Source organism: Pseudomonas sp. LBUM1657 (assembly GCF_059716075.1).
Map to the genome: position 1 here is coordinate 2,864,213 of NZ_CP166799.1, position 23,548 is coordinate 2,887,760.

General features: G+C 59.7%; 21 protein-coding genes. 10 read left to right on the forward strand and 11 right to left on the reverse strand.

Features of this window, described 5'->3' with window-relative positions:
* Positions 1-112 precede the first annotated feature (112 nt).
* From ACA055_RS13255 to ACA055_RS13265, 3 genes are all read left to right on the forward strand, one after another.
* Positions 113-1,396, forward strand: coding sequence for a Zn-dependent hydrolase (locus ACA055_RS13255; protein WP_497684045.1), 1,284 nt, complete (start codon positions 113-115; stop codon positions 1,394-1,396).
* Between the two features lie 247 nt (positions 1,397-1,643).
* A complete protein-coding gene (locus tag ACA055_RS13260) occupies positions 1,644-3,140 on the forward strand; it encodes a PAS domain S-box protein (RefSeq protein WP_497684046.1) in 1,497 nt (498 codons plus the stop codon).
* Between the two features lie 195 nt (positions 3,141-3,335).
* Positions 3,336-3,584: a DUF1652 domain-containing protein gene (locus ACA055_RS13265; RefSeq protein WP_497684047.1), complete on the forward strand. Its 249-nt coding sequence runs from the start codon at positions 3,336-3,338 to the stop codon at positions 3,582-3,584.
* A gap of 473 nt (positions 3,585-4,057) precedes the next feature.
* Here ACA055_RS13265 and ACA055_RS13270 read toward each other — a convergent pair whose 3' ends face one another.
* The 6 genes from ACA055_RS13270 to ACA055_RS13295 all read right to left on the reverse strand — a co-directional run bounded on the left by ACA055_RS13270 (position 4,058) and on the right by ACA055_RS13295 (position 9,559).
* A complete protein-coding gene (locus ACA055_RS13270; protein WP_497684048.1) occupies positions 4,058-5,173 on the reverse strand; it encodes a Gfo/Idh/MocA family protein in 1,116 nt (371 codons plus the stop codon).
* A 303-nt stretch (positions 5,174-5,476) separates the two neighbouring features.
* Complete coding sequence (locus tag ACA055_RS13275) at positions 5,477-6,244, reverse strand: SDR family oxidoreductase (RefSeq protein WP_497684049.1); 768 nt, start codon at positions 6,242-6,244, stop codon at positions 5,477-5,479.
* A 34-nt stretch (positions 6,245-6,278) separates the two neighbouring features.
* The gene (locus ACA055_RS13280; RefSeq protein ID WP_497684050.1) at positions 6,279-7,346 is read right to left on the reverse strand and encodes a phosphotransferase family protein; all 1,068 of its coding nucleotides are present in this window, start codon (positions 7,344-7,346) and stop codon (positions 6,279-6,281) included.
* Between the two features lie 144 nt (positions 7,347-7,490).
* Complete coding sequence (locus tag ACA055_RS13285) at positions 7,491-8,456, reverse strand: 2-hydroxyacid dehydrogenase (protein WP_497684051.1); 966 nt, start codon at positions 8,454-8,456, stop codon at positions 7,491-7,493.
* Positions 8,457-8,535: 79 nt separating this feature from the next.
* Complete coding sequence (locus ACA055_RS13290) at positions 8,536-9,144, reverse strand: TetR/AcrR family transcriptional regulator (protein ID WP_497684052.1); 609 nt, start codon at positions 9,142-9,144, stop codon at positions 8,536-8,538.
* A 31-nt stretch (positions 9,145-9,175) separates the two neighbouring features.
* Positions 9,176-9,559, reverse strand: a complete 384-nt coding sequence (locus ACA055_RS13295) for a tautomerase family protein (protein ID WP_497684053.1) — start codon at positions 9,557-9,559, stop codon at positions 9,176-9,178.
* Positions 9,560-9,938: 379 nt separating this feature from the next.
* Here ACA055_RS13295 and ACA055_RS13300 point away from each other — a divergent pair, with 379 nt between their 5' ends.
* Positions 9,939-11,234 (forward strand): serine/threonine transporter, encoded by a 1,296-nt coding sequence (locus tag ACA055_RS13300; protein WP_497684054.1) that lies wholly within the window; start codon positions 9,939-9,941, stop codon positions 11,232-11,234.
* A 323-nt stretch (positions 11,235-11,557) separates the two neighbouring features.
* On the opposite strand, the gene acnB is transcribed toward ACA055_RS13300, so the two are convergent.
* Entirely contained in the window at positions 11,558-14,158 is a 2,601-nt protein-coding gene (gene acnB / locus ACA055_RS13305) for a bifunctional aconitate hydratase 2/2-methylisocitrate dehydratase (RefSeq protein WP_497684403.1), read from the reverse strand.
* A gap of 673 nt (positions 14,159-14,831) precedes the next feature.
* Between acnB and ACA055_RS13310 the strand changes: the two genes are divergently transcribed.
* Positions 14,832-15,302 (forward strand): DUF1289 domain-containing protein, encoded by a 471-nt coding sequence (locus tag ACA055_RS13310; protein ID WP_497684055.1) that lies wholly within the window; start codon positions 14,832-14,834, stop codon positions 15,300-15,302.
* A 128-nt stretch (positions 15,303-15,430) separates the two neighbouring features.
* Here ACA055_RS13310 and uspL read toward each other — a convergent pair whose 3' ends face one another.
* The gene (gene uspL / locus ACA055_RS13315) at positions 15,431-16,294 is read right to left on the reverse strand and encodes a universal stress protein UspL (protein WP_497684056.1); all 864 of its coding nucleotides are present in this window, start codon (positions 16,292-16,294) and stop codon (positions 15,431-15,433) included.
* A gap of 216 nt (positions 16,295-16,510) precedes the next feature.
* On the opposite strand from uspL, the gene ACA055_RS13320 reads away from it, so the two are divergent.
* From ACA055_RS13320 to ACA055_RS13330, 3 genes are all read left to right on the forward strand, one after another.
* Positions 16,511-17,119, forward strand: a complete 609-nt coding sequence (locus ACA055_RS13320) for a MiaE family protein (protein ID WP_497684057.1) — start codon at positions 16,511-16,513, stop codon at positions 17,117-17,119.
* 141 nt (positions 17,120-17,260) lie between these two features.
* Positions 17,261-17,968 (forward strand): winged helix-turn-helix domain-containing protein, encoded by a 708-nt coding sequence (locus tag ACA055_RS13325; protein WP_497684404.1) that lies wholly within the window; start codon positions 17,261-17,263, stop codon positions 17,966-17,968.
* Positions 17,969-19,255, forward strand: a complete 1,287-nt coding sequence (locus tag ACA055_RS13330) for an ATP-binding protein (RefSeq protein WP_497684058.1) — start codon at positions 17,969-17,971, stop codon at positions 19,253-19,255.
* A 111-nt stretch (positions 19,256-19,366) separates the two neighbouring features.
* Here ACA055_RS13330 and ACA055_RS13335 read toward each other — a convergent pair whose 3' ends face one another.
* The 3 genes from ACA055_RS13335 to ACA055_RS13345 all read right to left on the reverse strand — a co-directional run bounded on the left by ACA055_RS13335 (position 19,367) and on the right by ACA055_RS13345 (position 21,175).
* On the reverse strand, positions 19,367-20,152 hold the full coding sequence (locus tag ACA055_RS13335) for a MipA/OmpV family protein (protein WP_497684059.1): 786 nt from the start codon (positions 20,150-20,152) through the stop codon (positions 19,367-19,369).
* A 101-nt stretch (positions 20,153-20,253) separates the two neighbouring features.
* Positions 20,254-20,742 carry a GFA family protein gene (locus ACA055_RS13340; protein ID WP_497684060.1) on the reverse strand — a complete coding sequence of 163 codons (489 nt, stop codon included), beginning with the start codon at positions 20,740-20,742 and terminating at the stop codon, positions 20,254-20,256.
* 37 nt (positions 20,743-20,779) lie between these two features.
* Positions 20,780-21,175, reverse strand: coding sequence for a PaaI family thioesterase (locus ACA055_RS13345; protein WP_497684061.1), 396 nt, complete (start codon positions 21,173-21,175; stop codon positions 20,780-20,782).
* A gap of 261 nt (positions 21,176-21,436) precedes the next feature.
* Here ACA055_RS13345 and ACA055_RS13350 point away from each other — a divergent pair, with 261 nt between their 5' ends.
* Together ACA055_RS13350 and aguA are read left to right on the forward strand one after the other, a co-directional pair.
* Entirely contained in the window at positions 21,437-22,321 is an 885-nt protein-coding gene (locus ACA055_RS13350) for a LysR substrate-binding domain-containing protein (RefSeq protein WP_497684062.1), read from the forward strand.
* Between the two features lie 100 nt (positions 22,322-22,421).
* Positions 22,422-23,546, forward strand: coding sequence for an agmatine deiminase (gene aguA / locus ACA055_RS13355; RefSeq protein WP_497684063.1), 1,125 nt, complete (start codon positions 22,422-22,424; stop codon positions 23,544-23,546).
* Positions 23,547-23,548: the final 2 nt, after the last annotated feature.

Sequence of the window (23,548 nt, forward strand, 5' to 3'; positions counted from 1 at the left end):
CCACATTATGAAATGCGTTCCCCTGTGGGAGCGGGCTTGCTCGCGAAGGCGGCCTCATACACACCAAGGATTTGCCTGAAGAAACCTATAACAACTGCCTGAGGAGATCACCATGAACGCTGCTGTAGACGTTCTGCAGTCCACCCATCAGCACATCAACCGCGATCGCCTGTGGCAGTCGCTCATGGACCTGGCCAAGCTCGGCGCCACGGTCAAGGGCGGCGTCTGCCGCTTGGCCCTGACCGACCTCGACCGCCAGGCCCGGGACATTTTTGTGAACTGGTGCGAGGAGGCCGGCTGCACCGTCACCATTGATGCCGTCGGCAATATTTTCGCCCGCCGCCCCGGCCGCAACCCGGACCTGCCCCCGGTGATGACCGGCAGTCACATCGACACGCAACCCACCGGGGGCAAATTCGACGGCTGCTTTGGCGTGCTGGCCGGGGTCGAAGTGCTGCGCACCCTCAATGACCTCGGCGTGGAAACCGAGGCGCCGCTGGAAGTGGTGGTCTGGACCAACGAAGAAGGTTCGCGCTTCGCCCCGTGCATGATGGGCTCCGGTGTGTTCGCGGAGAAATTCACCCTCGAAGAAACCCTGGCCAAGGTCGATGCCGAAGGCGTGACTGTCGGCGAAGCGTTGAACGCGATTGGCTACGCCGGCCCGCGCAAGGTCAGTGGTCACGCGGTCGGTGCCTATTTCGAGGCGCACATCGAGCAAGGGCCGATTCTGGAGGACGAACGCAAAACCATCGGTGTGGTGATGGGCGCCCTCGGGCAAAAATGGTTCGACCTGAAACTGCGCGGCGTCGAAGCCCACGCCGGCCCGACCCCGATGCACTTGCGCAAGGATGCCCTGGTCGGTGCGTCAGTCATCGTCGGCGCCGTAAACCGCGCCGCCCTCGGCCATCAACCCCACGCCTGCGGCACCGTCGGTTGCCTGCAAGCGTATCCGGGCTCGCGCAACGTCATCCCCGGTGAAGTGCGCATGACCCTCGACTTCCGGCATCTGGAACCGGCACGACTGGACTCGATGATCGCCGAAGTCCGCGAGGTCATCGAAACCACCTGCGATGAGCACGGCCTGACGTTCGAACTGACACCCACTGCCGACTTCCCGCCGCTGTATTTCGACAAGGGCTGCGTCGACGCGGTGCGCGGTGCGGCGCAAGGCCTGGGCCTGTCGCACATGGACATCGTCAGCGGAGCAGGGCACGACGCAATCTTCCTCGCCGAACTCGGCCCGGCCGGGATGATCTTCGTGCCGTGCGAAGGCGGCATCAGCCACAACGAAATCGAAAACGCCGCGCCGGATGATTTGGCGGCCGGGTGCGCGGTTTTGCTGCGGGCGATGCTCTCGGCTTCGGCGGCGATTGCCAGCGGTCAATTGGCTGCCTGAAACCTGTGACGCGCGCTGGAGAACAGTTGGCGGCGTTGCGGGATTCGTTGCCCGTGCAGTGACACAAATCCTGTGGGAGCGGGCTTGCTCGCGAAGGGGCCGTGACATCCAGCATCAATGTCGCCTGACATGACGCCTTCGCGAGCAAGCCCGCTTCCACTGGTGGTTGTTTGCACTATCGGCACCCCCAGCGGTCGTAACTTCACAGGCCGGCGCGGCAATGCGCCGCCGTACCCGTGGAGATCCAATGAGCCAGGACGTCCTGACCACCGAAACCAATCGCCGTCAGTTACAGCAGATCATCGCCGGGCTGTCCGATGGGGTGATTCTGCTGGAGCTCGACCAGACCATCCTCTGGGCCAATGACGCCGCGCTGGCCATGCACGGCGTCGAGCAGGTCAGCGACCTGGGGGTGAATGTCGGGGAATACGCCAAGCGCTTCACCCTGCGCTATCGCAACAATCATCCGGTCCCGGCCGACAACTATCCGATCAATCGCGTTGCCCGCGGCGAGACCTTCAGCGATGTGCTGGTTGAACTGACCCCGGTCGATGACGAAGAGCGCACCTGGGTCCACAGCGTGCGCAGCATGGTGCTGGCTGACAGTCGCGGTGAGCCGGAATCGCTGGTGCTGATCATGGACGATGTCACCGAGTGGGCCAGTGCCGAGCAGCGTTTCGAGAAGACGTTTAACGCCAACCCCGCCCCGGCGGTGATCTGTCGCCTCAGCGATTTGCGCTACATCAAAGTCAACCCGGGCTTCCTGGAAATGACCGGTTATGCCCGGGATCAAGTGATCGGCAGTTCGACCTACGAACTGGACGTGCTGGAGGGGGCTGAAAACAAAGACCTGGCCAAGCAGCGGCTGCGCGAAGGGGTGACCATTCCGCAAATGCAGGCGGAGCTGCAGTTGTGTGGCGGTGGCAACAAGCAGGTGATCGTCGCCGGTCAGCCGCTCGAGCTCAACGACGAGCCGTGCATGCTGTTTTCGTTTGTCGACGTGGAGCCCCGGCATAAGGCCGAAGTCGCCCTGCGTCAGAGTGAGGAGCGTTTTGCCAAGGCTTTTCGCCTGACCCCTGTGCCGATCCTGGTGTGCAATGCCGGCGATCAGGTGGTGATGGATGTCAACGAAGCGTTCCTCGATACCTTCGCGTATCCCAGCGGAGAAGTGCTCGGCAAGACCATCGCGCAGATCGATTTCATCCAGGACAAAGGCGCGCGTACCCGGCTGTTCGCGGCGCTGGAGAAAACCGGAAGCCTGGACCGCGTCGATGTTCGTGTGCGTAAAAAAGACGCCGAGGAGATCGATTGCGCCGTCTCCGCCGACACCGTGAACATTCAGGACAACCCGTGCTACTTGCTGGTGTTGATGAATGTCAGCGAGCGAAAACGCACGGAGCTGGAACTGGTGTCGGCGATTGAAGAGGTGATGAAAGATGCCTCGTGGTTCAGCCGCACGCTGATCGAAAAACTCGCCAACGTGAAACACGTCAAATCACCGAAATTGCCCAGTGTGTCCTTCACCGACCTGACGGCTCGGGAACGCGATGTGCTCGGCCTGATCTGCGAAGGCCTGGCCGACAAGGAAATCGCCGCGCGGCTGAAACTGGCGCCCAATACGGTGCGCAATCACGTATCGACGGTGTATTCCAAGCTTGATGTTCATAGTCGCAGCGAGGCGATTGTCTGGGCGCGCGAGCGTGGATTGTTCTCTACCGAGTGGCGACCCAAGGGCCAGCAGTAAGGTGCAAATGCACTAAGCGGGAGGGTGCAAATTGATGTTCTGGCAGGGTGCTACAGTTCTTAGGCTGTAAGGGTGCGATACAGGTCTTCGGGTCGGGTATTGCGTCCTCTTCGAAACAGCTAAAGGAACAGTCACATGAGTAGCGAGCAGTTCATCAGTGCGGTTGATTTCGTGCTGTTGGCAGGGTGAATCGGGATGATTTATCTAGCGCAATTACGTATGCAACTGGAGCGGAGTTTTTCGCCGTTGGCCTGTGACTGCACGCTCACGGGGGATAATTCGTTGACGGTGAAGCTCTACCATCCGGTGTCCGGCCAAGTGGACTTGGTGGTCAGTGGATTGAATGTGGCAAGGCTCAGGTCACCGGAGGCGGTGACGGCGTTGGTTGAAGAGTTGCGCTACGAACTTGAGAGCAATGGTTTGCATCGTTCCGAAACGTCGTAGGCACTGGCGTCTTACTGTCGTTTTAGAGGGCTGCAAGGACGCAGGAAAGCCTTGTTTTCGGGTGCTGGCAGGGTGCTCGGCTATCGATAATTGATGTGAAAGTGATTTTTCTGTGACCGACCCGTGAACTTTCCGGTGTTGTTTTGTTGTCACACGAAGGTATCGATCACTTATCGCGGGTCATCCTATGAAAAGTCTTGGGAAACGCGTTTTCGCTCCACTGTCGTTTGCATTCTTCACAGCGATTCTCAGCGGCTGTGCCAGTCCGCCTCCGCCACCTCCCGCCGCGCCGCCGCCAGCTCCCCAGCGGACCTGTGATACTTCGGAAACTACCGATGTGCAGGGTGACATGAAAGCTGAAGGGGAGGTGACCCGGGTCACCACCCTGACGCGTTGTGTCACTCAGTAAGCGTCCATCTGTTTGTGGGTGCCGCCAGTGTTTTTTTTGCTGGCGGCACCCGCTGAGTGTTTGTTTAGACTTCCTCGATCCTGACCCACCGCGACTCCCGCGCTGCCAGGCGAATCGCCGTCGCCAGGCGTTCGACTTCCCACGCCTGCTCGAAATCCGTTCCCCCTTGATTGACCCCGGTCAACGCCATCACCAGATCATGGACCTCCAAGGTCTTGAGTTCGTTGTAGCCCAGTTGATGCCCGGCAGCCGGACTGAACGCCGCGTAACCTGGCAGGTTCGGCCCCGCCAGCAAGCGCTGGAAGCCTTCTTCTCCGGCGCGATACAGACGCAGTTCATTCAGGCGTTCCTGATCGAACGCCAGGGTGCCCTGGGTGCCGCTGATTTCAAAACTCAGGTGGTTCTTGTAACCGTGCTTGAGCCAACTGCTGCTGAACGTACCTCGCGCGCCATTGGCAAATCGCAGCAGGGCGTGGACCTGATCGTCCACGGCGATGTCGCGTTGCTCCTGGCCGCCGGCGGTGGCGGGGCGTTGCCCATGCACGGTCTGGGTATCCGCGCATACCGATTCCACGTCGCCCACCAGGTAACGAGCCATCGCCAGCAAATGACTGCCCAGATCCGCCAGCGCACCACCGGCATGCGCGGCGTCGCAACGCCAGGACCAGGGTGAAGCAGGATCGGCCATGAAGTCTTCGCTGAACTCACCCTGAAAACTGATGATCTGCCCCAGCTCGCCGTTTTGAATCAGTTCGCGCGCCAGGCCGATGATCGGGTTGTGCTGGTAGTTGTAACCCACCCGCGTCACCACGCCCGCGGCTTTGGCCGCCAGGCGCATGGCGTTGGCCTGCTCCAGATTCACCGCCAAGGGCTTTTCGCAATACACCGGTTTGCCGGCAGCCAGCGCAGCCATGGCCATGGGGTAGTGCAGGTGATTGGGTGTGGTGATGGCGATCAGATTGACCTTAGGATCATCGATCAATTGTTGCCAGTCGCTGTGGGCGGTTTCGAAACCCCAGGCATCGGCACAATGCCGGGCGCGCTGCGGGTCGGCATCGGCCAGGGCTGCGAGTTTGAGTTTCAGGGGTAATTCGAAGACTGCGCTGACATTGCGAAACGCCAGGGCATGGGCGCGCCCCATGAAGCCTGTGCCGATGAGTCCGATACCGAGTTCGTGCATAGCCGGGGTCCTTTGGGTTTTGTTTCCAGGAAGGCTATTTATGGAATAAATATTCGGTATATGCAAATTATAGAATTAAATTACTTTATTGAGGGTCGACAAAAAAAGGCAGCCAATCGGCAAATGACCGATCAGTTAAACGCAATCCATGTGGGAGAGAGCTTGCTCGCGAAAGCGGTGTATCAGTCAGCATTAATATCGACTGACACTCCGTCTTCGCGAGCAAGCCCGCTCCCACAGGTTCTGCATCAACTGACCGGCATTTGCCAATCGGCTGCCTTTCTTTTTATTCAAAACACCGGATCAGGACAGGAAACCACCGTCCACGTTCAGGGAAACGCCCGTGGTGTAGCTGGAGGCATCGCTGGCCAGGTACAGCACCGCGCCCGCCATTTCACTCGGGTCCGCCACACGCTTCAACGGAATCTGCTGCAACGCCGTTTTCAGGATCGCGTCGTTCTTCACCAGCGCGGAGGCGAATTTGGTGTCGGTCAGGCCCGGCAGCAGGGCGTTGCAGCGGATGCCGAACTGCGCGCATTCCTTGGCGAACACTTTGGTCATGTTGATGACCGCCGCTTTGGTCACTGAGTAGATGCCCTGGAAGATCCCCGGCGAGATGCCGTTGATCGAGGCCACGTTGATGATGCTGCCGCCGCCGTTTTCGCGCATCAGCTTGCCGGCTTCCACCGACATGAAGAAGTAGCCGCGGATGTTCACATCGACGGTTTTCTGGAAAGCGCTGAGGTCGGTGTCCAGCACGTTGCAGAACTGCGGGTTGGTCGCGGCGTTGTTGACCAGAATGTCCAGGCGCCCGAACTGTTCGCGGATGCCGGCGAACACTTGAGTGATCTGTTCCATTTCGCCGATGTGGCAGGCAACAGCCGTGGCCTTACCACCTGCAGCAATGATCGCGTCGGCCACATGCTGGCAGCCGTCGAGTTTGCGGCTCGAGACGATCACGTGGGCGCCTTGCTGGGCCAGCAGTTTGGCGATGGCTTCACCGATACCGCGGCTGGCGCCGGACACGAAAGCGATCTTGCCGTCGAGGTCGAACAACTGAGTCTTGGACATGGGTTTTCCTTGTTATTGGGGGCCTGTGGCGCGATCAGAGGCTGGATTTCTGGATGACCTGCAAGCTCATTTGCTCCAGCAGTTTGTTCATGTGAATGAACTGCGCGAAGCGTTTGTCCTGGGTCTGACCATGGAAGAAGCGGTAGTAGATCTGCTGCACGATGCCGGCCAGGCGGAACAGGCCGTAGGTGTAGTAGAAGTCGAAATTGTCGATCTGGATGCCTGAGCGCTCTGCGTAGTAATCGACGAACTCACGGCGGGTCAGCATGCCCGGGGCATGGCTCGGCTGACGGCGCATCAGTTGCACCGGCGCCGGATCACCGGCCTCGATCCAGTAGGCGAGGGTGTTGCCCAGGTCCATCAGCGGATCGCCAAGGGTCGTGAGTTCCCAGTCGAGTACGCCAATGATCTGCATTGGGTTGTCCGGGTCGAGGATCACGTTGTCGAAGCGGTAGTCGTTGTGAACGATGCTGGAGGTCGGGTGATCGGCCGGCATCTTGTCGTTGAGCCAGGCTTTGACCGTTTCCCACTGCGGCGCGTCCGGGGTCAGGGCTTTTTCGTAGCGCTCGCTCCAGCCTTTGATCTGGCGCGCCACATAACCTTCGGGTTTGCCGAGGTCGCCCAGGCCATAGGCCTTGTAGTCGACCCGGTGCAGCTCAACGAACTTGTCGATGAAGCTCTTGCACAGGGTTTCGGTTTTCGCGGAATCCAGACCCAGTTCCGTCGGCAGTTCGGAGCGCAGGATGATCCCTTTGACCCGTTCCATCACATAGAACTCGGCGCCGATCACCGATTCATCGGTGCAGTGCACGTAAGCTTTGGGGCAATACGGAAAGCCGTCCCGAAGCTGATTGAGGATGCGAAATTCGCGGCCCATGTCGTGGGCGGACTTGGCCTTGTGGCCAAACGGCGGGCGACGCAGGACGAACTCCTGCTCCGGGTATTCCAGCAAGTAGGTGAGGTTGGACGCACCCCCGGGAAACTGGCTGATTGCAGGCAAACCACTGAGACCCGGAATATGGGCCTTGAGGTACGGATCGATCAGGCTGGCATCGAGTTCTTCGCCGGTGCGGATACGGGTGGACTGGTCAGTAAGCGCCATGCTTATCCCTTCTGCTTATTCTGGAGGCCTGAGACTATTGGCTAATCTAATGCGCGCACCCGGCACCCACAACCACGAACGGCCCTTATAGGTGAGCGTGTTGCCGGGCAATCATTGCTTTTGATACACCTGTTTGAATCACCCTTATAGCACTGCCTTTATCTCGCTGGCCGGCAGGTCTATGGGCGTGAGCACCGGGTCGCCAGAAAAGAACGCCACCAGATTGCGACCCACCAGCTCCACGGTGCCTTGGGTGGCCTCGGGCGACAGCCCGGCAACATGCGGGGTGAGAATCACGTTGCTCAACAGCTTGAGTGCATCCGGCACTTGCGGTTCGGCATCGAAGACATCCAGCGCAGCGCCGGCGATCCGCCGTTGCTCCAGCGCGCAGATCAGGTCGGCGGTGACGATCACGCTGGCCCGGGCAATATTGACGATGAATCCGTTGGGGCCCAGAGCGTCGAGCACCGGTCGGTTGATCAAGTGTTTGGTGCCCAGGCCACCGGGGGTGGCGACGATCAAAAAGTCCGAGGCCCGAGCCAGTTCGGTGGGCGTCGAGCAGAAGCTGTAGGGCACGTCGCTTCGATGCTGGCGGTTGTGGTAACTGACCGACATATCGAAGCCGTTGGCGGCCCGTTTGGCGATCGCCATGCCGACGGCACCGAGGCCAAGGATGCCCAGGCGTTTGCCGGCCAGGGAAGGGCGCATGATTTTCGGCCACTCGCCCCGGCGCACGGCGGCGTCGCAGCGGGGGATGTCGCGCACCAGCGACAGGAGCATCGCCATGGCATGGTCGGCGACCGAGGAGGCATTGACCCCCGCACCATTGGTGACGGTGATGCCTCGGTCCGCGGCGGCTTGCAGGTCGACGTGTTCATAACCGGCGCCGATCACACAGATGATCTTGAGATGGGGCAACCTGGCGATTTCATCGGCATACAAGCCCAAGGGGCCGCGGGTCAGTACGGCGTCGATCTGAGCGCCATGGCGGCCAATGGCTTCTGCACGTTCGGCAGGGGTGGGTGCGAGAATCAGGTGAAAGCCCTGATGTTCGAGAATGGGCAGGTAATCATTGATGGTTTCAACCAGTACCAGAACGGTTGCGGGCATGCTGGGCTCCTGTCGGCGTCGGAAAGTGGAAGCTCAGAACGCTTTGGCAATCACCAAAGGTTGCTGCTCTATCAGATGATCATAGCGGAACAGGAGAGAAAGATTTTTGAGTCGTCAGGAAGGTGTGCGCAGCCTCCAGGATTTCATCCGACAAGGCATCGCCACGGGTGGCCCGCGCCAGTGTCAGCGCCCCGACCATCAGCGAGTACTGCACCAACGCTTGCTGCCGGTTGCCTTGGGGATCGTCTGAATCCATCAACGGCCCCAACGTGTCGAGCAGGTTGTTCAGGCCTTGCATGAACGTTTCACGCAAAGCGCTCTCGCCGGCTTCGTGGCACATGTCCCCGGCAAAGGCCACGACCGGACAGCTCTCGCCCGGATTGTCACGGCTGACGGCGGACAGATACGGCTCGATCAAGGCCTGGCGGGCGGCGCTTTTATCGTCATGGGCGGCGATCCGTTCCTTCCAGCGTCCGGCAGCTTCCTCGAACGCGCGGCCGCTGGCCTCCCGCGCCAGGGCCTCCTTGGATTCGAAATGCCCATAAAAGCCGCCATGGGTCAGGCCGGCAGCCCCCATCACATCGACAACGCTGATCCCGTGCAAACCGCGCTCACGAAACAGCCGCATGGCGGCCTCGACGATGATCTCGCGGTTGAGTTCGGCTTGCTTGCGGGAGACTCGGGGCATTGGGGGCTCACAGGTAGATAAAAGGTGGGAATCAGAGGGCGTACTGGGCAATGCCATTGCCGAAGGACCAGTTCTCTTTCTTCACTTCCACCAGGTTAATGAAAATATCTTCCAGGCGCACCGACAGCTCTGCGTTAAGGCTCTCGGCGATGGTTTTGTAGAGGAGTTTTTTCTGCTCGACGGTGCGGCCTTCGCTCAGGGTGATCTGAATCACCACCAGATTGTCGGTGCGATCGATGCCCAGGTATCCGGGATCAAAGATGAAATGCTGTTCATCGTGTTCGGCAAGAATCTGGAAATTATCATTCTCCGGAACGCCGATGGCGCTGTGCATGGCGGCGTAGATCAACTGTCCGATGCGTTTGGCGTGGGTGGGGTCCTGATGCTTTTTGATGTCGACGCGAACCAGTGGCATGGGTTGACTCCAAGAGGAATGCAGGTCGATTTAAAATACATGATGGAAGACCTTTATCAAGCGAGGAATGCTGTGCGGTGATGAAAGAAGATCTCCCAGACACTGTAAATCCCTGTGGGAGCGGGCTTGCTCGCGAAGGCAGTGTGTAAGGCAACAGAGATGTTTAATGAGAAGCCGCTTTCGCGAGCAAGCCCGCTCCCACAGGGGGCTTTGTGCTCGCCGTCATCTGATCTGCACAACCATTCCTCAGCTAAGTCTTTGCTTCTGTTCACTAATCCCGGACAATCGCGCCCCTGTTTCGGCCAGGGCGCTGCCTGTCGGGTTTTTCCGACTCGTCCTGACCGGGTAGCAACTGACCGGAATGCGGAGATCCCACCGGATGAATGATCAGGCCAATAGCGTCGACGAACGCTATGTAGCGGCGACACCAGCGACTCTTACAAGCTGGAATCGCCATGACACCACCTGGATGCTGGGCCTGTTTGGCACGGCCATCGGGGCCGGCACGCTGTTTTTGCCAATCAACGCGGGTCTGGGCGGCTTCTGGCCGTTGCTGATCCTGGCGGTGCTGGCATTTCCCATGACTTTTTACGCACACCGTGGCCTGACCCGCTTCGTGTTGTCCGGACGCGAAGGCGCGGACATCACCGAAGTGGTGGAAGAGCATTTCGGAATCAAGGCCGGCGCGCTGATCACCTTGCTGTACTTCTTCGCGATCTTCCCGATCCTGCTGATCTACAGCGTGGCCCTGACCAATACCGTGGGCAGTTTCCTTGAGCATCAACTGCACATCATGCCGCCACCGCGCGCGGTGTTGTCGTTCGTGCTGATCCTCGGCCTGCTGGCGGTGGTGCGTTGCGGCGAGCAAGCGATCGTCAAGGCCATGAGCCTGATGGTCTATCCGTTCATCGTGGCGCTGCTGTTCCTGGCGGTGTTCCTGATTCCGCACTGGAACGGCGGCATCCTGGCCACCGCGTCCACGCTGCCTGAGCCGTCGGCGTTGCTGCACACCCTGTGGCTGGCGATTCCGGTGATGGTGTTTTCGTTCAACCACTCGCCCATCATCTCGGCGTTCGCCGTGGACCAGAAGCGTCGTTACGGCGTTCACGCCGAAGAGCGCAGCTCGCAGATTTTGTCTCGTGCCCACGCTTTGATGGTGGTGATGGTGCTGTTCTTCGTCTTCAGTTGCGTACTGACCCTGTCGCCGGCCCAACTGGCCGAAGCCAAGGCGCAGAACCTGTCGATTCTGTCGTACCTGGCCAACCACTTCAGCAACCCGACCATCGCCTTCGCGGCGCCGTTGATCGCGTTCGTGGCGATTTCCAAGTCGTTCCTGGGGCATTACATCGGTGCCAGCGAAGGGCTTAAAGGTCTGATCGTGAAAACCGGTAAGCGTCCGGCACCGAAGACCCTGGACCGCATGACTGCAGCTTTCATGCTGGTGGTGTGCTGGATTGTCGCTACGCTGAATCCGAGCATTCTCAAGATGATCGAAACGCTCGGTGGGCCGATCATCGCGGCGATTCTGTTTTTGATGCCGATGTATGCAATTCGCAAGGTGCCGGCGATGGCGCGTTTTCGGGGTCAGGCTTCCAATGTCTTTGTGGCGGCGGTGGGGCTGGTGGCGATTTCGGCGTTGGTCGTTGAGTGCTTGAGGGCTGCGGGCTTCTTTTGATTTGATTTGATTTGATGAATTACGGCTGATCCGCATTGTGGGTTGGCCGTTTTTTTTGGGGGACGTGCGGGGTAGTGCGGTCGTACTCGGTCAACTGTGGGAGCTGGCTTGCCTGCGATGGCGGCCTGATCGCCGACGGGGATTTTTGATTGTGTGCATATCCGTTGCTGCGGTGATGGCCACTCGCTGTAAAAGCGAAACCGCCAGTAGCCGTAACCGCAAAAACGGATATGTACACCATCAATTAGAGCGCCAAGTCCCAAAAGGCATAAAAAAACGCCGCGCATCTCACGATACGCGGCGTCTTCTACAGCGTGAAAGCCTTAGGCTTGAACAACCGGGATATTGGCGTTCGCAGCAGCTTCACGGAACTCCGCAATCTGGTCGAAGGACAGGTAGCGGTAAACATCAGCCGCCATGCTGTCGATCTTGCCAGCGTATTCCATATACTCCTCGACGGTCGGCAGGCGACCCAGGATCGAAGCAACGGACGCCAACTCAGCCGAAGCCAGGTAAACGTTCGCGCCGTCACCCAGACGGTTCGGGAAGTTACGGGTCGACGTCGACACCACGGTGGAGTTCGGCTCTACACGTGCCTGGTTACCCATGCACAGCGAGCAGCCTGGCATTTCCATGCGTGCGCCGGCCTTGCCGTAGATGCCGTAGTAGCCTTCTTCGGTCAGCTGGTGAGCGTCCATTTTGGTCGGCGGCGACAGCCACAGACGGGTTGGCAGCTGACCCTTGACCTGTTCCAGCAACTTGCCGGCAGCGCGGAAGTGACCGATGTTGGTCATGCACGAACCGATGAACACTTCGTCGATCTTCTCGCCAGCAACGCTGGACAGCAGACGGGCGTCGTCCGGATCGTTCGGCGCGCAGAGCACAGGCTCCTTGATGTCGGCCAGGTCGATTTCGATGATTTCAGCGTATTCGGCGTCAGCATCGGCAACCATCAACTCAGGGTTGGCGATCCAGGCTTCCATCGCTTGAGCACGACGTTCCAGGGTACGCACATCGCCGTAGCCTTCACCGATCATCCAGCGCAGCAGGGTGATGTTCGATTGCAGGTATTCGGTGATCGACTCTTTCGACAGCTTGATGGTGCAACCGGCAGCCGAACGTTCGGCCGAGGCGTCGGACAGCTCGAAAGCCTGTTCGATGCTCAGGTTGTCCAGGCCTTCGATTTCCAGGATGCGGCCGGAGAAGGCGTTCTTCTTGCCTTTCTTCTCGACGGTCAGCAGGCCAGCCTGGATCGCGAAGTAAGGAATGGCGTGAACCAGGTCACGCAGGGTGACGCCCGGTTGCATCTTGCCTTTGAAGCGCACCAGGATCGATTCCGGCATGTCCAGCGGCATCACGCCAGTGGCAGCGGCGAAGGCGACCAGACCGGAACCGGCCGGGAACGAAATGCCCATTGGGAAACGGGTGTGGGAGTCACCACCGGTGCCGACGGTGTCCGGCAGCAGCATGCGGTTCAGCCAGCTGTGGATGATGCCGTCGCCCGGACGCAGGGAAACGCCGCCGCGGGTCATGATGAAGTCAGGCAGGGTGTGGTGGGTAGTCACGTCGATCGGCTTTGGATAAGCCGCGGTGTGGCAGAAGGACTGCATTACCAGATCGGCCGAGAAGCCCAGGCACGCCAGGTCTTTCAGTTCGTCGCGGGTCATCGGGCCCGTGGTGTCCTGGGAACCAACGGTGGTCATCTTCGGTTCGCAGTAGGTGCCTGGACGCACACCGGCTACGCCGCACGCCTTGCCGACCATTTTCTGCGCCAGGGTGAAACCCTTGGTGCTTTCAATCGGGGCATCCGGTTTCTTGAACAGGTCGAACGCTGGCAGACCCAGTTCGGCGCGAGCCTTGTCGGTCAGGCCACGGCCGATGATCAGCGGAATACGACCGCCGGCACGGACTTCGTCCAACAGCACAGGGGTCTTCATTTCGAAGGTGGTGATGACTTCGTCGGTACCGTGCTTGCAGACTTTGCCAGCGTGCGGGTACAGGTCGATCACGTCGCCCATGTTGATGTTGGTGACGTCGAACTCGATTGGCAGTGCGCCCGCATCTTCCATGGTGTTGTAGAAGATTGGAGCGATCTTGCTGCCGAAGCAGAAACCGCCAGCACGCTTGTTCGGCACGTAAGGAACGTCGTCGCCGAAGAACCACAGCACCGAGTTGGTCGCCGATTTACGCGAAGAACCGGTACCGACCACGTCGCCGACGTAGGCGATCGGGAAGCCGGCGTTGCGCATTTCTTCGATCTGCTTCATCGGACCGATGGAGCCTTGTACGTCCGGCACGATGCCGTCGCGAGCCATTTTCAGCATGGCCAGGGCGTGCAGCGGGATGTCCGGGCGGGACCAGGCATCCGGAGCAGGGGACAGGTCGTCGGTGTTGGTTTCGCCAGTCACCTTGAACACGCGCAGGCTGATCTTGTCAGCCAGGGTCGGGCGGTTCTTGAACCACTCGCCGTCAGCCCAGGATTGCAGAACGCCTTTGGCGTGAACGTTGCCGTTCTTGGCTCTTTCAGCCACGTCGTGGAAGGCGTCGAACATCAGCAGGGTGTGCTTGAGTTCTTCGGCGGCTACTGGAGCCAGCTCGGCGTCGTCCAGCAGGTTGACCAACGTCACGATGTTGTAGCCGCCCTGCATGGTGCCGAGCAGTTCAACAGCGCGCTTCTTATCGATCAGAGGGGATTTTGCTTCGCCTTTGGCGAGGGCAGACAGGAAACCGGCCTTTACATAGGCCGCTTCGTCCACACCTGGCGGAACGCGATTGGTGATCAGGTCAACGAGGAAAGCTTCTTCGCCAGCCGGGGGATTCTTCAGCAGCTCTACAAGGCCTGCAGTTTGTTCGGCGTTTAGCGGCTGGGGAACGATACCCAGTGCTGCGCGCTCTTCGATATGTTTGCGGTAGGCTTCAAGCACAGTTATTACCCTCATCAGTGGTCCCAAATGGGTGTCCGGGACGCTCATCCCGAAATTGCCGTACTCATGCGCTGCATGGCGTTGTGGGCCACTTAGCCAGAATTACCGACAATCCCTTACAGAAGCTGCTTTCAAAGTTTTACGCCTGCAGAACGGGAGCTGATGAGGGTTGGCGTTGGGCTTTTCCCCGCTGGAAAAACCCGTCGCCAACACCGCTCTGAAGGAACGACTGTGCTCGTGACGCTTTGAAAACAGCTTCTAACGGACATTGGCGCCTTAAAAGGCTGGCTGATTCTACGGCAAAAAAAAAATTAACGTAAGTCAGGGTCTATTGGACTTTGGTGGCGAGCCGCGTTGCTGGGCCAACGTGTGCGAGGCAAGGCGCGGGATGCCGCCCATGGTTGTTCCCTTGGCAAATCCTGCAACGCAGCCTCGCGCACGTTGGCACGCAACCCGAAGGGCCGGTGCCCGATTGGTGCAGGGCTGCGTTGCTCGGAACTTATTTGGAACAACCAGACCACGTTCCTCGCGCCTTGCCCTGCACCAAGCGGGCATCCGTCGCGGCCGTCACCAAAGTCCAATAGACCCTGAGGCCCTGAACTTTGAGGGGTGATGAATGTTAGACAAAGGGCTAACATGCCCACCTGTTCTGCTTTCCCGTGTTTTCCAACCTATGCCCAATCAGACCATCAAGACCCCCTGCGTCGGCCTCTGCTCCACTGTTTACGGTGATCTGGTGTGCCGCGGCTGCAAGCGTTTCCACCATGAAGTGATCAACTGGAACGGTTACAACGAGGAAGAAAAACGCGCGGTGTGGCTGCGTCTTGAGCAGTTGTTGTCCCAGGTGATGGCCAGCAAGCTGGAAATCTTCGATTCCCAGCGCCTGCGTCAGCAGCTGGAACAGCGCAAGATCCGCTTTGTGCCGCATCAGTCGGAATACTGCTGGGCTTATCAGCTGATCGCCCGGGGCGCGCGGGTGATCAACAATCTGGAAGCCTACGGGATGGTGCTGATGCCGGAATTTCGCGACTGGAACCTGCCGGAATTGCGTGATGCCATTGATCGGGAATTCTTTTTGCTGTCCGAGGCGCATTACCAGCGCTACATCGCACCAGGGTTCCTGAAGGATGCCTTTGGCGGGTAAATCTTGAAAGCTTCGCGAGCAAGCCCGCTCCCACATTGAATCTCCAGCGGACACTAATTTGTGAACGACACGGATCAAATGTGGGAGCGGGCTTGCTCGCGAAAGCGATCTACCCGGCACCGAAAATCTCAATGCTGAGTCACAATCTCCTCCAGATGATCCATGACTGTATCCGGCTTGAGCACCAGCACATCGCTCTCCACCGCATCCAGCACCACTTCCGCCGTATTCCCGATCAACGTCCCGGACAACCCAGTGCGCGCCACGGTACCAATGACCGTTACCGAGGCCTGCAGCTTGTGCACCATGTACGGAATCAGCACATCCGCCGGGCCTTCCGCGATATGCAGGTGTTCGTCATCAATGTCGAACTCGGCCTGAAAGGCCTTGCACTGTTCGCGGTAGCGCGCCTCGATGGTTTCGCTGAGTTGTAACGTCGGGTCGGCCGCCGAGAGCATCGGCGACGGATGGGCGCTGACCACGTGTAAATGGGCCTTGGCCAGGCTGGCGATGTCATAACCGTGATCGATGATGCTGGCGTGCAAAGTGCGGTGTTCGCCATCGGTATTGCCCACATCGATTGCCGCCAGAATAACCCCGCCGGTCCACGGTTTCGAGGTTTTGACCAGCAGCACCGGGGTCGGACAGTAGCGCAGCAGTTTCCAGTCCGCCGGGGTCAGCAGGGCCTTTTTCAGCGGGCTGTCGGGGTAATGCTGCTTGATCACCAACCCGCAGCCTTCCGCTTGCTGCACGTCGACGATGGTTTCGTGCAGGCTTTCGTTCCAGGCCTGCTCGGTGGTGACGCTGTAGCCATCTTCCAGCAACGCGGCCTTGAGCACGCCCAACATGCCGCTATGGTCATGCTTGCGGTCGCAGACCAGCAGGTGCAGGTGAGCCTGGGTCACGCCGGCAATCAATTTGGCCCGTTTGAGCGCCAGGCTTTCCGAATGTTCGGGTTCGATGACCACCAGAATGCTGCGAATGGCTTGCATGATCGGGATCTCCTGAAAGGTAAAAAATACTGCGTGGGACAACTATAGTTGCTGGTTGGCCATTCGGGACTTGATGCATATCAACGGTTGTCGACTGGTGGTCTGCGGGCAGGCCGGTATAATCGGCGCCCTTCGCCGAGTCCTATTTTCCGTGAGCCCCATGCAACTGAAGCCTGAAGTCGTCGTCCTGCCGTTTGAACTGTCGGACGTGAGCCAATGATCCTACCCGAAATCCACGAGTTCCTCGGCTGCCGCACCCCCGATGGCTGGGTTCAGGCCGCGCTGGCCGATCAGGAAACCCTGCTGATCGACCACAAGAACTGCGAATTCAAGGCCGCCAGCACCGCGTTGAGCCTGATTGCCAAGTATCACTCCCACGTCGACCTGATCAACCTGATGTCGCGTCTGGCCCGGGAAGAGCTGGTGCACCACGAGCAGGTCATGCGCCTGATGAAAAAGCGCAAGATCGAGCTGCGTCAGTTGTCTGCCGGGCGTTACGCCTCGGGCCTGCGTAAAGTGGTGCGCAATCAAGAGCCGGTGAAACTGGTGGATACCCTGGTGGTCGGTGCGTTCATTGAAGCCCGCAGCTGCGAGCGTTTCGAGGCGCTAGTGCCGCATCTGGACGAGGAACTGGGCAAGTTTTACTTCGGATTGCTCAAAAGCGAGGCCCGGCATTTCCAGGGTTACCTGAAACTGGCTTATCAGTACGGTGATGCCAAGGACATTGGCCAGGTGATCGACAAGGTTCGTGCCGCCGAGCAGGAGCTGATCGAATCGCCGGACGTGGAATTCCGCTTCCATAGCGGCGTACCCGCCGCGGCGTGAATTGTTAAAAACTCTTAAGAGTATGAAACATCTCCGAAAACCGGCCCCCGAGGCCGGTTTTTGCTGCCTGCAATCACCGTCCCGCCACCGATTGGCGCCATAATGCGGCCCACTTCACTCAAGGGTTGGCAGACGGTCGTTATGGATAACCTGGGTTTTGGCAAAGTATTGCTGGTGGAAGACGACGAAAAGCTCGCCGGGCTGATCGCGCATTTCCTGTCCCAACATGGCTTTGAGGTTCGACAGGTACACCGTGGTGACCTCGCGCTGACCGCGTTTCTCGAATTCAAACCGAAAATCGTCGTGCTCGACCTGATGTTGCCGGGCCAGAGCGGCCTGCACGTGTGTCGCGAGATTCGCAGCGTGTCCGACACACCGATCGTCATTCTCACTGCCAAGGAAGACGACCTCGATCACATCCTCGGCCTGGAGTCCGGTGCCGACGACTACGTGATCAAACCGATCAAACCGCCGGTGTTGCTGGCCCGTCTGCGTGCCCTGCAACGCCGTCAAACCCCGGACAGCGGCGTGTGCAGCGCCCTGGAGTTCGGCCACCTGAGCATCGACCGCAGCTGCCGTGAAGTGCGGCTGGCGGGCGAGGGCATCGAACTCACGACCATGGAATTCGAACTGCTGTGGTTGCTGGCCAGCGCCGCCGGCAAGATTCTGTCCCGTGACGACATTCTTAACCGCATGCGCGGTATCGCGTTCGACGGGCTTAACCGTAGCGTCGACGTCTACATCAGCAAGCTGCGGGGCAAGCTGAAGGACAATCCGCGCGAGCCAGTGTGCATCAAGACCGTGTGGGGCAAGGGTTACCTGTTCAATCCGTTCGCGTGGGAGTTGTAGATGCTGCGGTTATTTCTTGGGTTGTTCCTGGTGATGACGGTCGGGTTGGTGCTGGCACTGCAAACGGTCGAGCGCACGTTCGATGCGTTGCTTGACCACGAGATGCAGACCTACAACCGGGAAGCGGTGCGCGGCCAGGCCCATTCGCTGGCCGAGCAATTGCGCGGTCTGGACGGTCCGGCCCGGGAGCGGCAACTGGAAACGGTGCGCCCGCATTACGGTCTGGGGTTGACCCTGGTCGAGGCTGATCAACTGGCCTTGAGTGATCAGGAAAAAGCCGAGCTGGCCCAGGGATTGTTGGTGATTCGCGACAAATACACGCAATTCATCTCCCGCATCGACGACGGCCCGCAGTTGCTCAGCATCAAGCTGCCCGCCGAGCCGAGTCTGATGCCGTTCTACATTGCTGCGGCTTACCTGATGATCGCGGTGATGATCGGCATCGTGCTGTTTTTCTGGGTGCGCCCGCATTGGCGGGATCTGGAGAAACTGCGCCTGGCGGCCGAGCGGTTCGGTGACAACGACCTGTCTTCACGCATCCAGTTGTCGAAACGCTCGAACATCCGCGACCTGGCCGAACACTTCAACCTGATGGCCGCGCGCATTGAAGGCCTGATCGCCAATCAGCGTGAGCTGACCAACGCGGTGTCCCACGAACTGCGTACACCCATTGCGCGATTGTCTTTCGAACTCGACCAGCTCAAACAACTGTCTGATCCGACCCAGAACCGCGAACTGATCGCCGACATGTACGCCGACCTCGGTGAGCTCGAGGAAATGGTGTCCGAATTGCTGACCTACGCCAGCCTTGAGCGCGGCGCCACGGTGATCTCACGGGAAAATATTCAGGCCAACAGCTGGCTCGACAGTGTGGTCGGCAGCGTGGCGCTTGAGGCCGACGCGGCCGGCGTGCAACTGCTGATTGTCGAATGTCAGGTCGATCAGGTGCGCATCGAGCCGCGTTTCATGGCCCGGGCAGTGATCAACCTGCTGCGCAACGCCATTCGCTATGCCGATGAGCGCGTGGAAGTGTCATTGATCCGTACTGGCGATCATTATGAAGTGCGGGTCAACGATGACGGACCGGGCGTGCCAGTGGACGGGCGAGAGAAAATCTTCGAGCCGTTCTCGCGCCTGGACGCCAGCCGCGACCGTCGCACGGGCGGCTTCGGATTGGGGTTGGCGCTGGTCAGGCGGGTTTCACAGTCCCATGGCGGACAAGTGGAAGTGACAGACTCGCCGTGGGGCGGGGCGTCGTTTCGGATGACTTGGGCGCATCTGGATTAATTGTGTCGGTCTCACTAGCGCCTTCGCGAGCAAGCCCGCTCCCACATTAGAAATGCATTCCCCTGTGGGAGCGGGCTTGCTCGCGAAGAGGCCATCAGCAACGCCCACATCTCAAAAGGTGTACACCACCTGCCCAACCAACGAAGTCTGCATTCGCCGTTCGACAATCGGACTGTCCGCCGCATCACCGGCCAGATACTGCACCGCCAGCACCGTGGAAACACTCCACGCCTCATCGAGCGGCAACGACCAGGTCAAGTCCGCCCCACGACTGACCAGTCCACCGTGGGTGTCATGCGCCCTGAACTGACTGCGCGAAGCCTGGGCATCGCTGACGCCATACCAGGTGCGCACGTAGTCGCCGTCGCCGAACTGGCTATTGAGCCTGCCCACCACCTTGCCAAAGTCGCCCTCATAAAGTGGCGCACTGATGCTCAGTTTCAACCGGTTCCAGGCCGCGCCGGTGTCAGGGTCATCGTCCTTTTCCAGGGCATGTTCGAAACTCGCCCCAAGAATGATCGGACCCATGTGATATGTCCCGTCCAGCCCCAGCACCGGACGTGACTTGATCGAGCCCATGCCGTCGAGCTCATCGGAACCCTTGTATTTCGACTCGCGATCCTTGCGCACATCACTGGCGCCGATGTACACGCTGAGGCCAAAGTCGTCCTCGTCAAACGCCCAGCCCAGGCCTTTTTGTGTGTCGAGGAAAAATCCGTAAGGGCTGACGATTTCACCGCCAATCAGCGGCGCGACCATGCGTTCATCGCTGCCGCTGTAACGGGGTACGCTCGCCGCGCCGGCCCGCAGGCTGTAGCGCCAGTCTTCGGCATGCAATGAGTCGGCAGGAAGGAGCAGGCAGAATGAGGTCAACGACAGACACAGCGAACGAAACATGGGAGCACCCGAAGGGAGGTTGGATGCGCCCATGCTAGGCGGCTGCCGGCCCGCAATCTTTGGCAGCTTTGTCGAGAAACTGTCAAAGACTGTGAAGGGGCTTAGCGGCTCAAGCCCAGACGCTCATGCCACTGGGCGATGGACTCTTCGGGATAGAGGTCGAATTGTTTATCGCCAGGCTGCACCTCTGCCTCCACCCAGGGTGCCTTGGAACCGAGCAACAGATGCGTGTGTTCCGGCGGCACCGGCAGCGGGGTGTCGATGGCCGACGCGAACGGGTGAATCAGTTCCGGCCATTCGGGGCTGAATATCCATAAGCCCGAGCCGCAGACCGAGCAGAAATGCCGCTCCAGGCTGCTGCGGTGGGCGCGTTTCTCGCCTTCTTCCTTGATCCGCGCACGGTAAATCGCGAGGTACTTGCGACCGCGGACCTTCAGGCTGGCAGCATCACCGGCAATATTGATCGCATAACCGCCACCGCCCTGGGTCTTGCGGCAGATCGAGCAGTAGCAGCGCTGATAGGGGTAGGGGTGGGCGCTGATTAGACTGAACGACACCGCGCCGCAATGGCAGGAACCTTCGAGTTGCATGGCAACCTCCGACGAGTCTTGGGCTAATCCAGACAGCCTAGACCGGCACCAGAATCGCATCGCCGGTCGCCACCAGTTTCAGTTGATCGCCGGTTTGCGCGAACAGCTCGGCGCGAGCAAATACCTGCTTCTTGCCCGCTTTCACCACCCGACCCCGAGCGATGAAGACTTCACCGACCGCAGGGGCCAGGCAATTGACCGAAAAATGCGACGCCAACACATTCCCGGCGACCGTTCCCGCGGCAAAACCGCAGGCGGTGTCGAGTAGCGCGCTGATCAGCCCTGCATGCAGGAAGCCGGCATATTGCGCCATGTCGGCCTCACGAAAAGCCATGGACAGTTCCGCTTCACCGCTCTCGGCGCGCGTGACTTCGAAGCCGGCCCAGCGGTTGAAGGCTGAGGTTGAGTTGACTTGTTTGAGTGTGTTGAGCATGACGAATCCCTCCGGTTGAAGGGGTCAACATGCGCCGGGTTTGGGGGGAAGTCATTGACGATAAGGAAGGGTGATGGGCAGTTGGATTTGTGGTGAATGTGCCGGCTCCTTCGCGAGCAAGCCCGCTCCCACATTGGATTTGTGAACGCAGGAGATCCAATGTGCGAGCGGGCTTGCTCGCGAAGAACGATGACACGGTCCCACTGGACGCCCGCCACCCACCGAGTCAGCATGAGCACCTTGAAATCGTGAGCCTCACCCATGCGACGTCTTCCTTCCCTGGCTGCACTCAGAACCTTCGAATGTGCCGCCCGCCACGCGCATTTCGGCCGAGCGGCGGCGGAGTTGTGTGTCACCGACAGCGCGGTCAGCCATCAGATTCGCCAGCTCGAAGAGCAACTGGGTGTATCGCTGTTCGTGCGCGAGGGCCGGCAGATTCGCCCGACGCTGGCCGCCGGGCGCCTGATGCAAAGCTTGCAACAAGCCTTCGAGCTGATCGGCGATGCCTGCGATGAACTCCGCGATCCATCATCGCTGGCGGTGTTGCGCCTGGCGGTGACTGCCGAACTGGCGCAAAAATGGTTGATGAGTCGTCTGACGGATTTTTACGCGCGCTACCCGCACATCACCTTGCACCTCTATGAACAACCGATCGACGCCACGGCGCCGGGGGAAGACATCGACCTGGCGATCACCTACGGCACCGGCCCGGTGGACAGCAGTGCGTTCTTCGTCAGGCCGTTGCCGGCATTGCAGTTCTTCCCGGTGTGCAGCCCCGGCCTGTTCAACCAGGGAACCCTGAAAAACCCGAAGGACCTGGCACGTCACTGCCTGTTGCACGACGATCAGGACGGCAAGACCTGGACGGCCTGGCTCACCAGCCATGCCGGCGACCAGCGCCCGGAACGGCAACTGTATTTCGCCCATGCGGGCCTGGCGCTGGAGGCGGCGGCGCAAGGGCAGGGCGTGGCGATGGGTGACAACCTGACGGCTCAGGAAGATTTGCTCAGCGGTCGTTTGGTGCGGCCTTTTACGTCGAGCATGACGGCGCTCGGCCAATACGCGCTGGTGTGCGAACGGGTGCGCCTGGAGCGTCCGGCTGTGGCGCAGATGCTGGAGTGGTTCAACGATCAGTTGATCGATTGATGAGTTGAATTCAAGTATTCCGAAATAATCATCGTTGGCGAGGAGGGCGCCGGCAACCTTAGCCTGTGGTCATTCCAATCCCCGCTGATGAGGTTTGACCATGGCACGTTTGCTCGACTCGACACCCAAACAAGACGGTTTCCGTTTGCCCGGCGAATTCGAAACCAAATCCGGATGCTGGCTCGGCTGGCCGGAACGCACCGACGTCTGGCGCAACGGCGCCAAGCCTGCGCAGAAAGTCTGGGTGCAGATCGTCACAGCCATCTCCCGGAGCGAACCTGTCACCGTATGTGCGTCCGCCGTGCAATTCGCCACCGCTCGCCGGCAGTTGCCGCCGCAAGTTCGAGTGGTGGAAATGACCTGCAACGACACGTGGTTCCGCGACAGCGGTCCGTGCTTCGTGGTCAATGACGACAGCGGTGAAGTACGCGGCGTCGATTTTGAGTTCAACGCCTATGGCGGTCTCGACGGCGGCTTGTACTACCCGTGGGACAAGGACGATCAAATCGCCAGCAAGATCCTCGAAATCGAACGCTTCGACCGGTATCGCGCACCGTTGATCGCCGAACTGGGCGGCATCCAGAGTGACGGCCAAGGCAGCATCCTCACCACCGAGCAATGCCTGCTCAACCGCAATCGCAACCAGCACCTGGGCAAGGAAGAGGTCACTCGCCGGTTGACCGATTATCTCGGCGCCGAGCAAATCATCTGGCTGCCACGGGGTTGTAAGTTCGATGAAACCGATGGCCACGTCGATGATCTCGCCTGCTTCGTGCGTCCCGGTGAAGTGGTGTTGCAATGGACCGACAATCGCGACGACCCGCAGTGGGAAATCTACCAGGAGGCCTACGACATCCTGCGCAGCACCCGCGACAGCCGTGGTCGCGAGTTGATCGTGCACAAGCTGCCGCAACCGGATGTGCTGGAATGGACCGCTGAAGAAGCCGAAGGCCTGGACCAGCTCGACAGCACGCACGTGCGTCAGGCCGGGACCAAAATCTGCGCGTCGTACATCAACTACTACGCCGGTAATAGCTCGATCGTGGTGCCGCTGTTTGGCGACCGCCATGACCAGGCGGCACAGGCGATCCTGGCCGAACTGTTCCCGAAACACAAAATCGTCGGCATCGAAAACTCTCGGGAAATCCTCCTCGGTGGCGGCAACGTCGCGTGCATCACCATGCCGCAGTACGCCGGCAATGACCGCAACAAAAAGGGAGTGTGACC

Coding starts and splice junctions, on each gene's coding strand:
- ACA055_RS13330 (WP_497684058.1), top strand. CDS start 17,969: ATGCTGCGGTTATTTCTTGGGTTGTTCCTGGTGATGACGGTCGGGTTG.
- ACA055_RS13300 (WP_497684054.1), top strand. CDS start 9,939: ATGAATGATCAGGCCAATAGCGTCGACGAACGCTATGTAGCGGCGACA.
- uspL (WP_497684056.1), bottom strand. CDS start 16,294: ATGCAAGCCATTCGCAGCATTCTGGTGGTCATCGAACCCGAACATTCG.
- ACA055_RS13290 (WP_497684052.1), bottom strand. CDS start 9,144: ATGCCCCGAGTCTCCCGCAAGCAAGCCGAACTCAACCGCGAGATCATC.
- ACA055_RS13280 (WP_497684050.1), bottom strand. CDS start 7,346: ATGGCGCTTACTGACCAGTCCACCCGTATCCGCACCGGCGAAGAACTC.
- ACA055_RS13270 (WP_497684048.1), bottom strand. CDS start 5,173: ATGCACGAACTCGGTATCGGACTCATCGGCACAGGCTTCATGGGGCGC.
- ACA055_RS13340 (WP_497684060.1), bottom strand. CDS start 20,742: ATGCAACTCGAAGGTTCCTGCCATTGCGGCGCGGTGTCGTTCAGTCTA.
- ACA055_RS13255 (WP_497684045.1), top strand. CDS start 113: ATGAACGCTGCTGTAGACGTTCTGCAGTCCACCCATCAGCACATCAAC.
- ACA055_RS13295 (WP_497684053.1), bottom strand. CDS start 9,559: ATGCCACTGGTTCGCGTCGACATCAAAAAGCATCAGGACCCCACCCAC.
- ACA055_RS13325 (WP_497684404.1), top strand. CDS start 17,261: ATGGATAACCTGGGTTTTGGCAAAGTATTGCTGGTGGAAGACGACGAA.
- aguA (WP_497684063.1), top strand. CDS start 22,422: ATGGCACGTTTGCTCGACTCGACACCCAAACAAGACGGTTTCCGTTTG.
- ACA055_RS13265 (WP_497684047.1), top strand. CDS start 3,336: ATGATTTATCTAGCGCAATTACGTATGCAACTGGAGCGGAGTTTTTCG.
- ACA055_RS13260 (WP_497684046.1), top strand. CDS start 1,644: ATGAGCCAGGACGTCCTGACCACCGAAACCAATCGCCGTCAGTTACAG.
- ACA055_RS13350 (WP_497684062.1), top strand. CDS start 21,437: ATGCGACGTCTTCCTTCCCTGGCTGCACTCAGAACCTTCGAATGTGCC.
- ACA055_RS13345 (WP_497684061.1), bottom strand. CDS start 21,175: ATGCTCAACACACTCAAACAAGTCAACTCAACCTCAGCCTTCAACCGC.
- ACA055_RS13335 (WP_497684059.1), bottom strand. CDS start 20,152: ATGTTTCGTTCGCTGTGTCTGTCGTTGACCTCATTCTGCCTGCTCCTT.
- ACA055_RS13320 (WP_497684057.1), top strand. CDS start 16,511: ATGATCCTACCCGAAATCCACGAGTTCCTCGGCTGCCGCACCCCCGAT.
- ACA055_RS13285 (WP_497684051.1), bottom strand. CDS start 8,456: ATGCCCGCAACCGTTCTGGTACTGGTTGAAACCATCAATGATTACCTG.
- ACA055_RS13310 (WP_497684055.1), top strand. CDS start 14,832: ATGCCCAATCAGACCATCAAGACCCCCTGCGTCGGCCTCTGCTCCACT.
- ACA055_RS13275 (WP_497684049.1), bottom strand. CDS start 6,244: ATGTCCAAGACTCAGTTGTTCGACCTCGACGGCAAGATCGCTTTCGTG.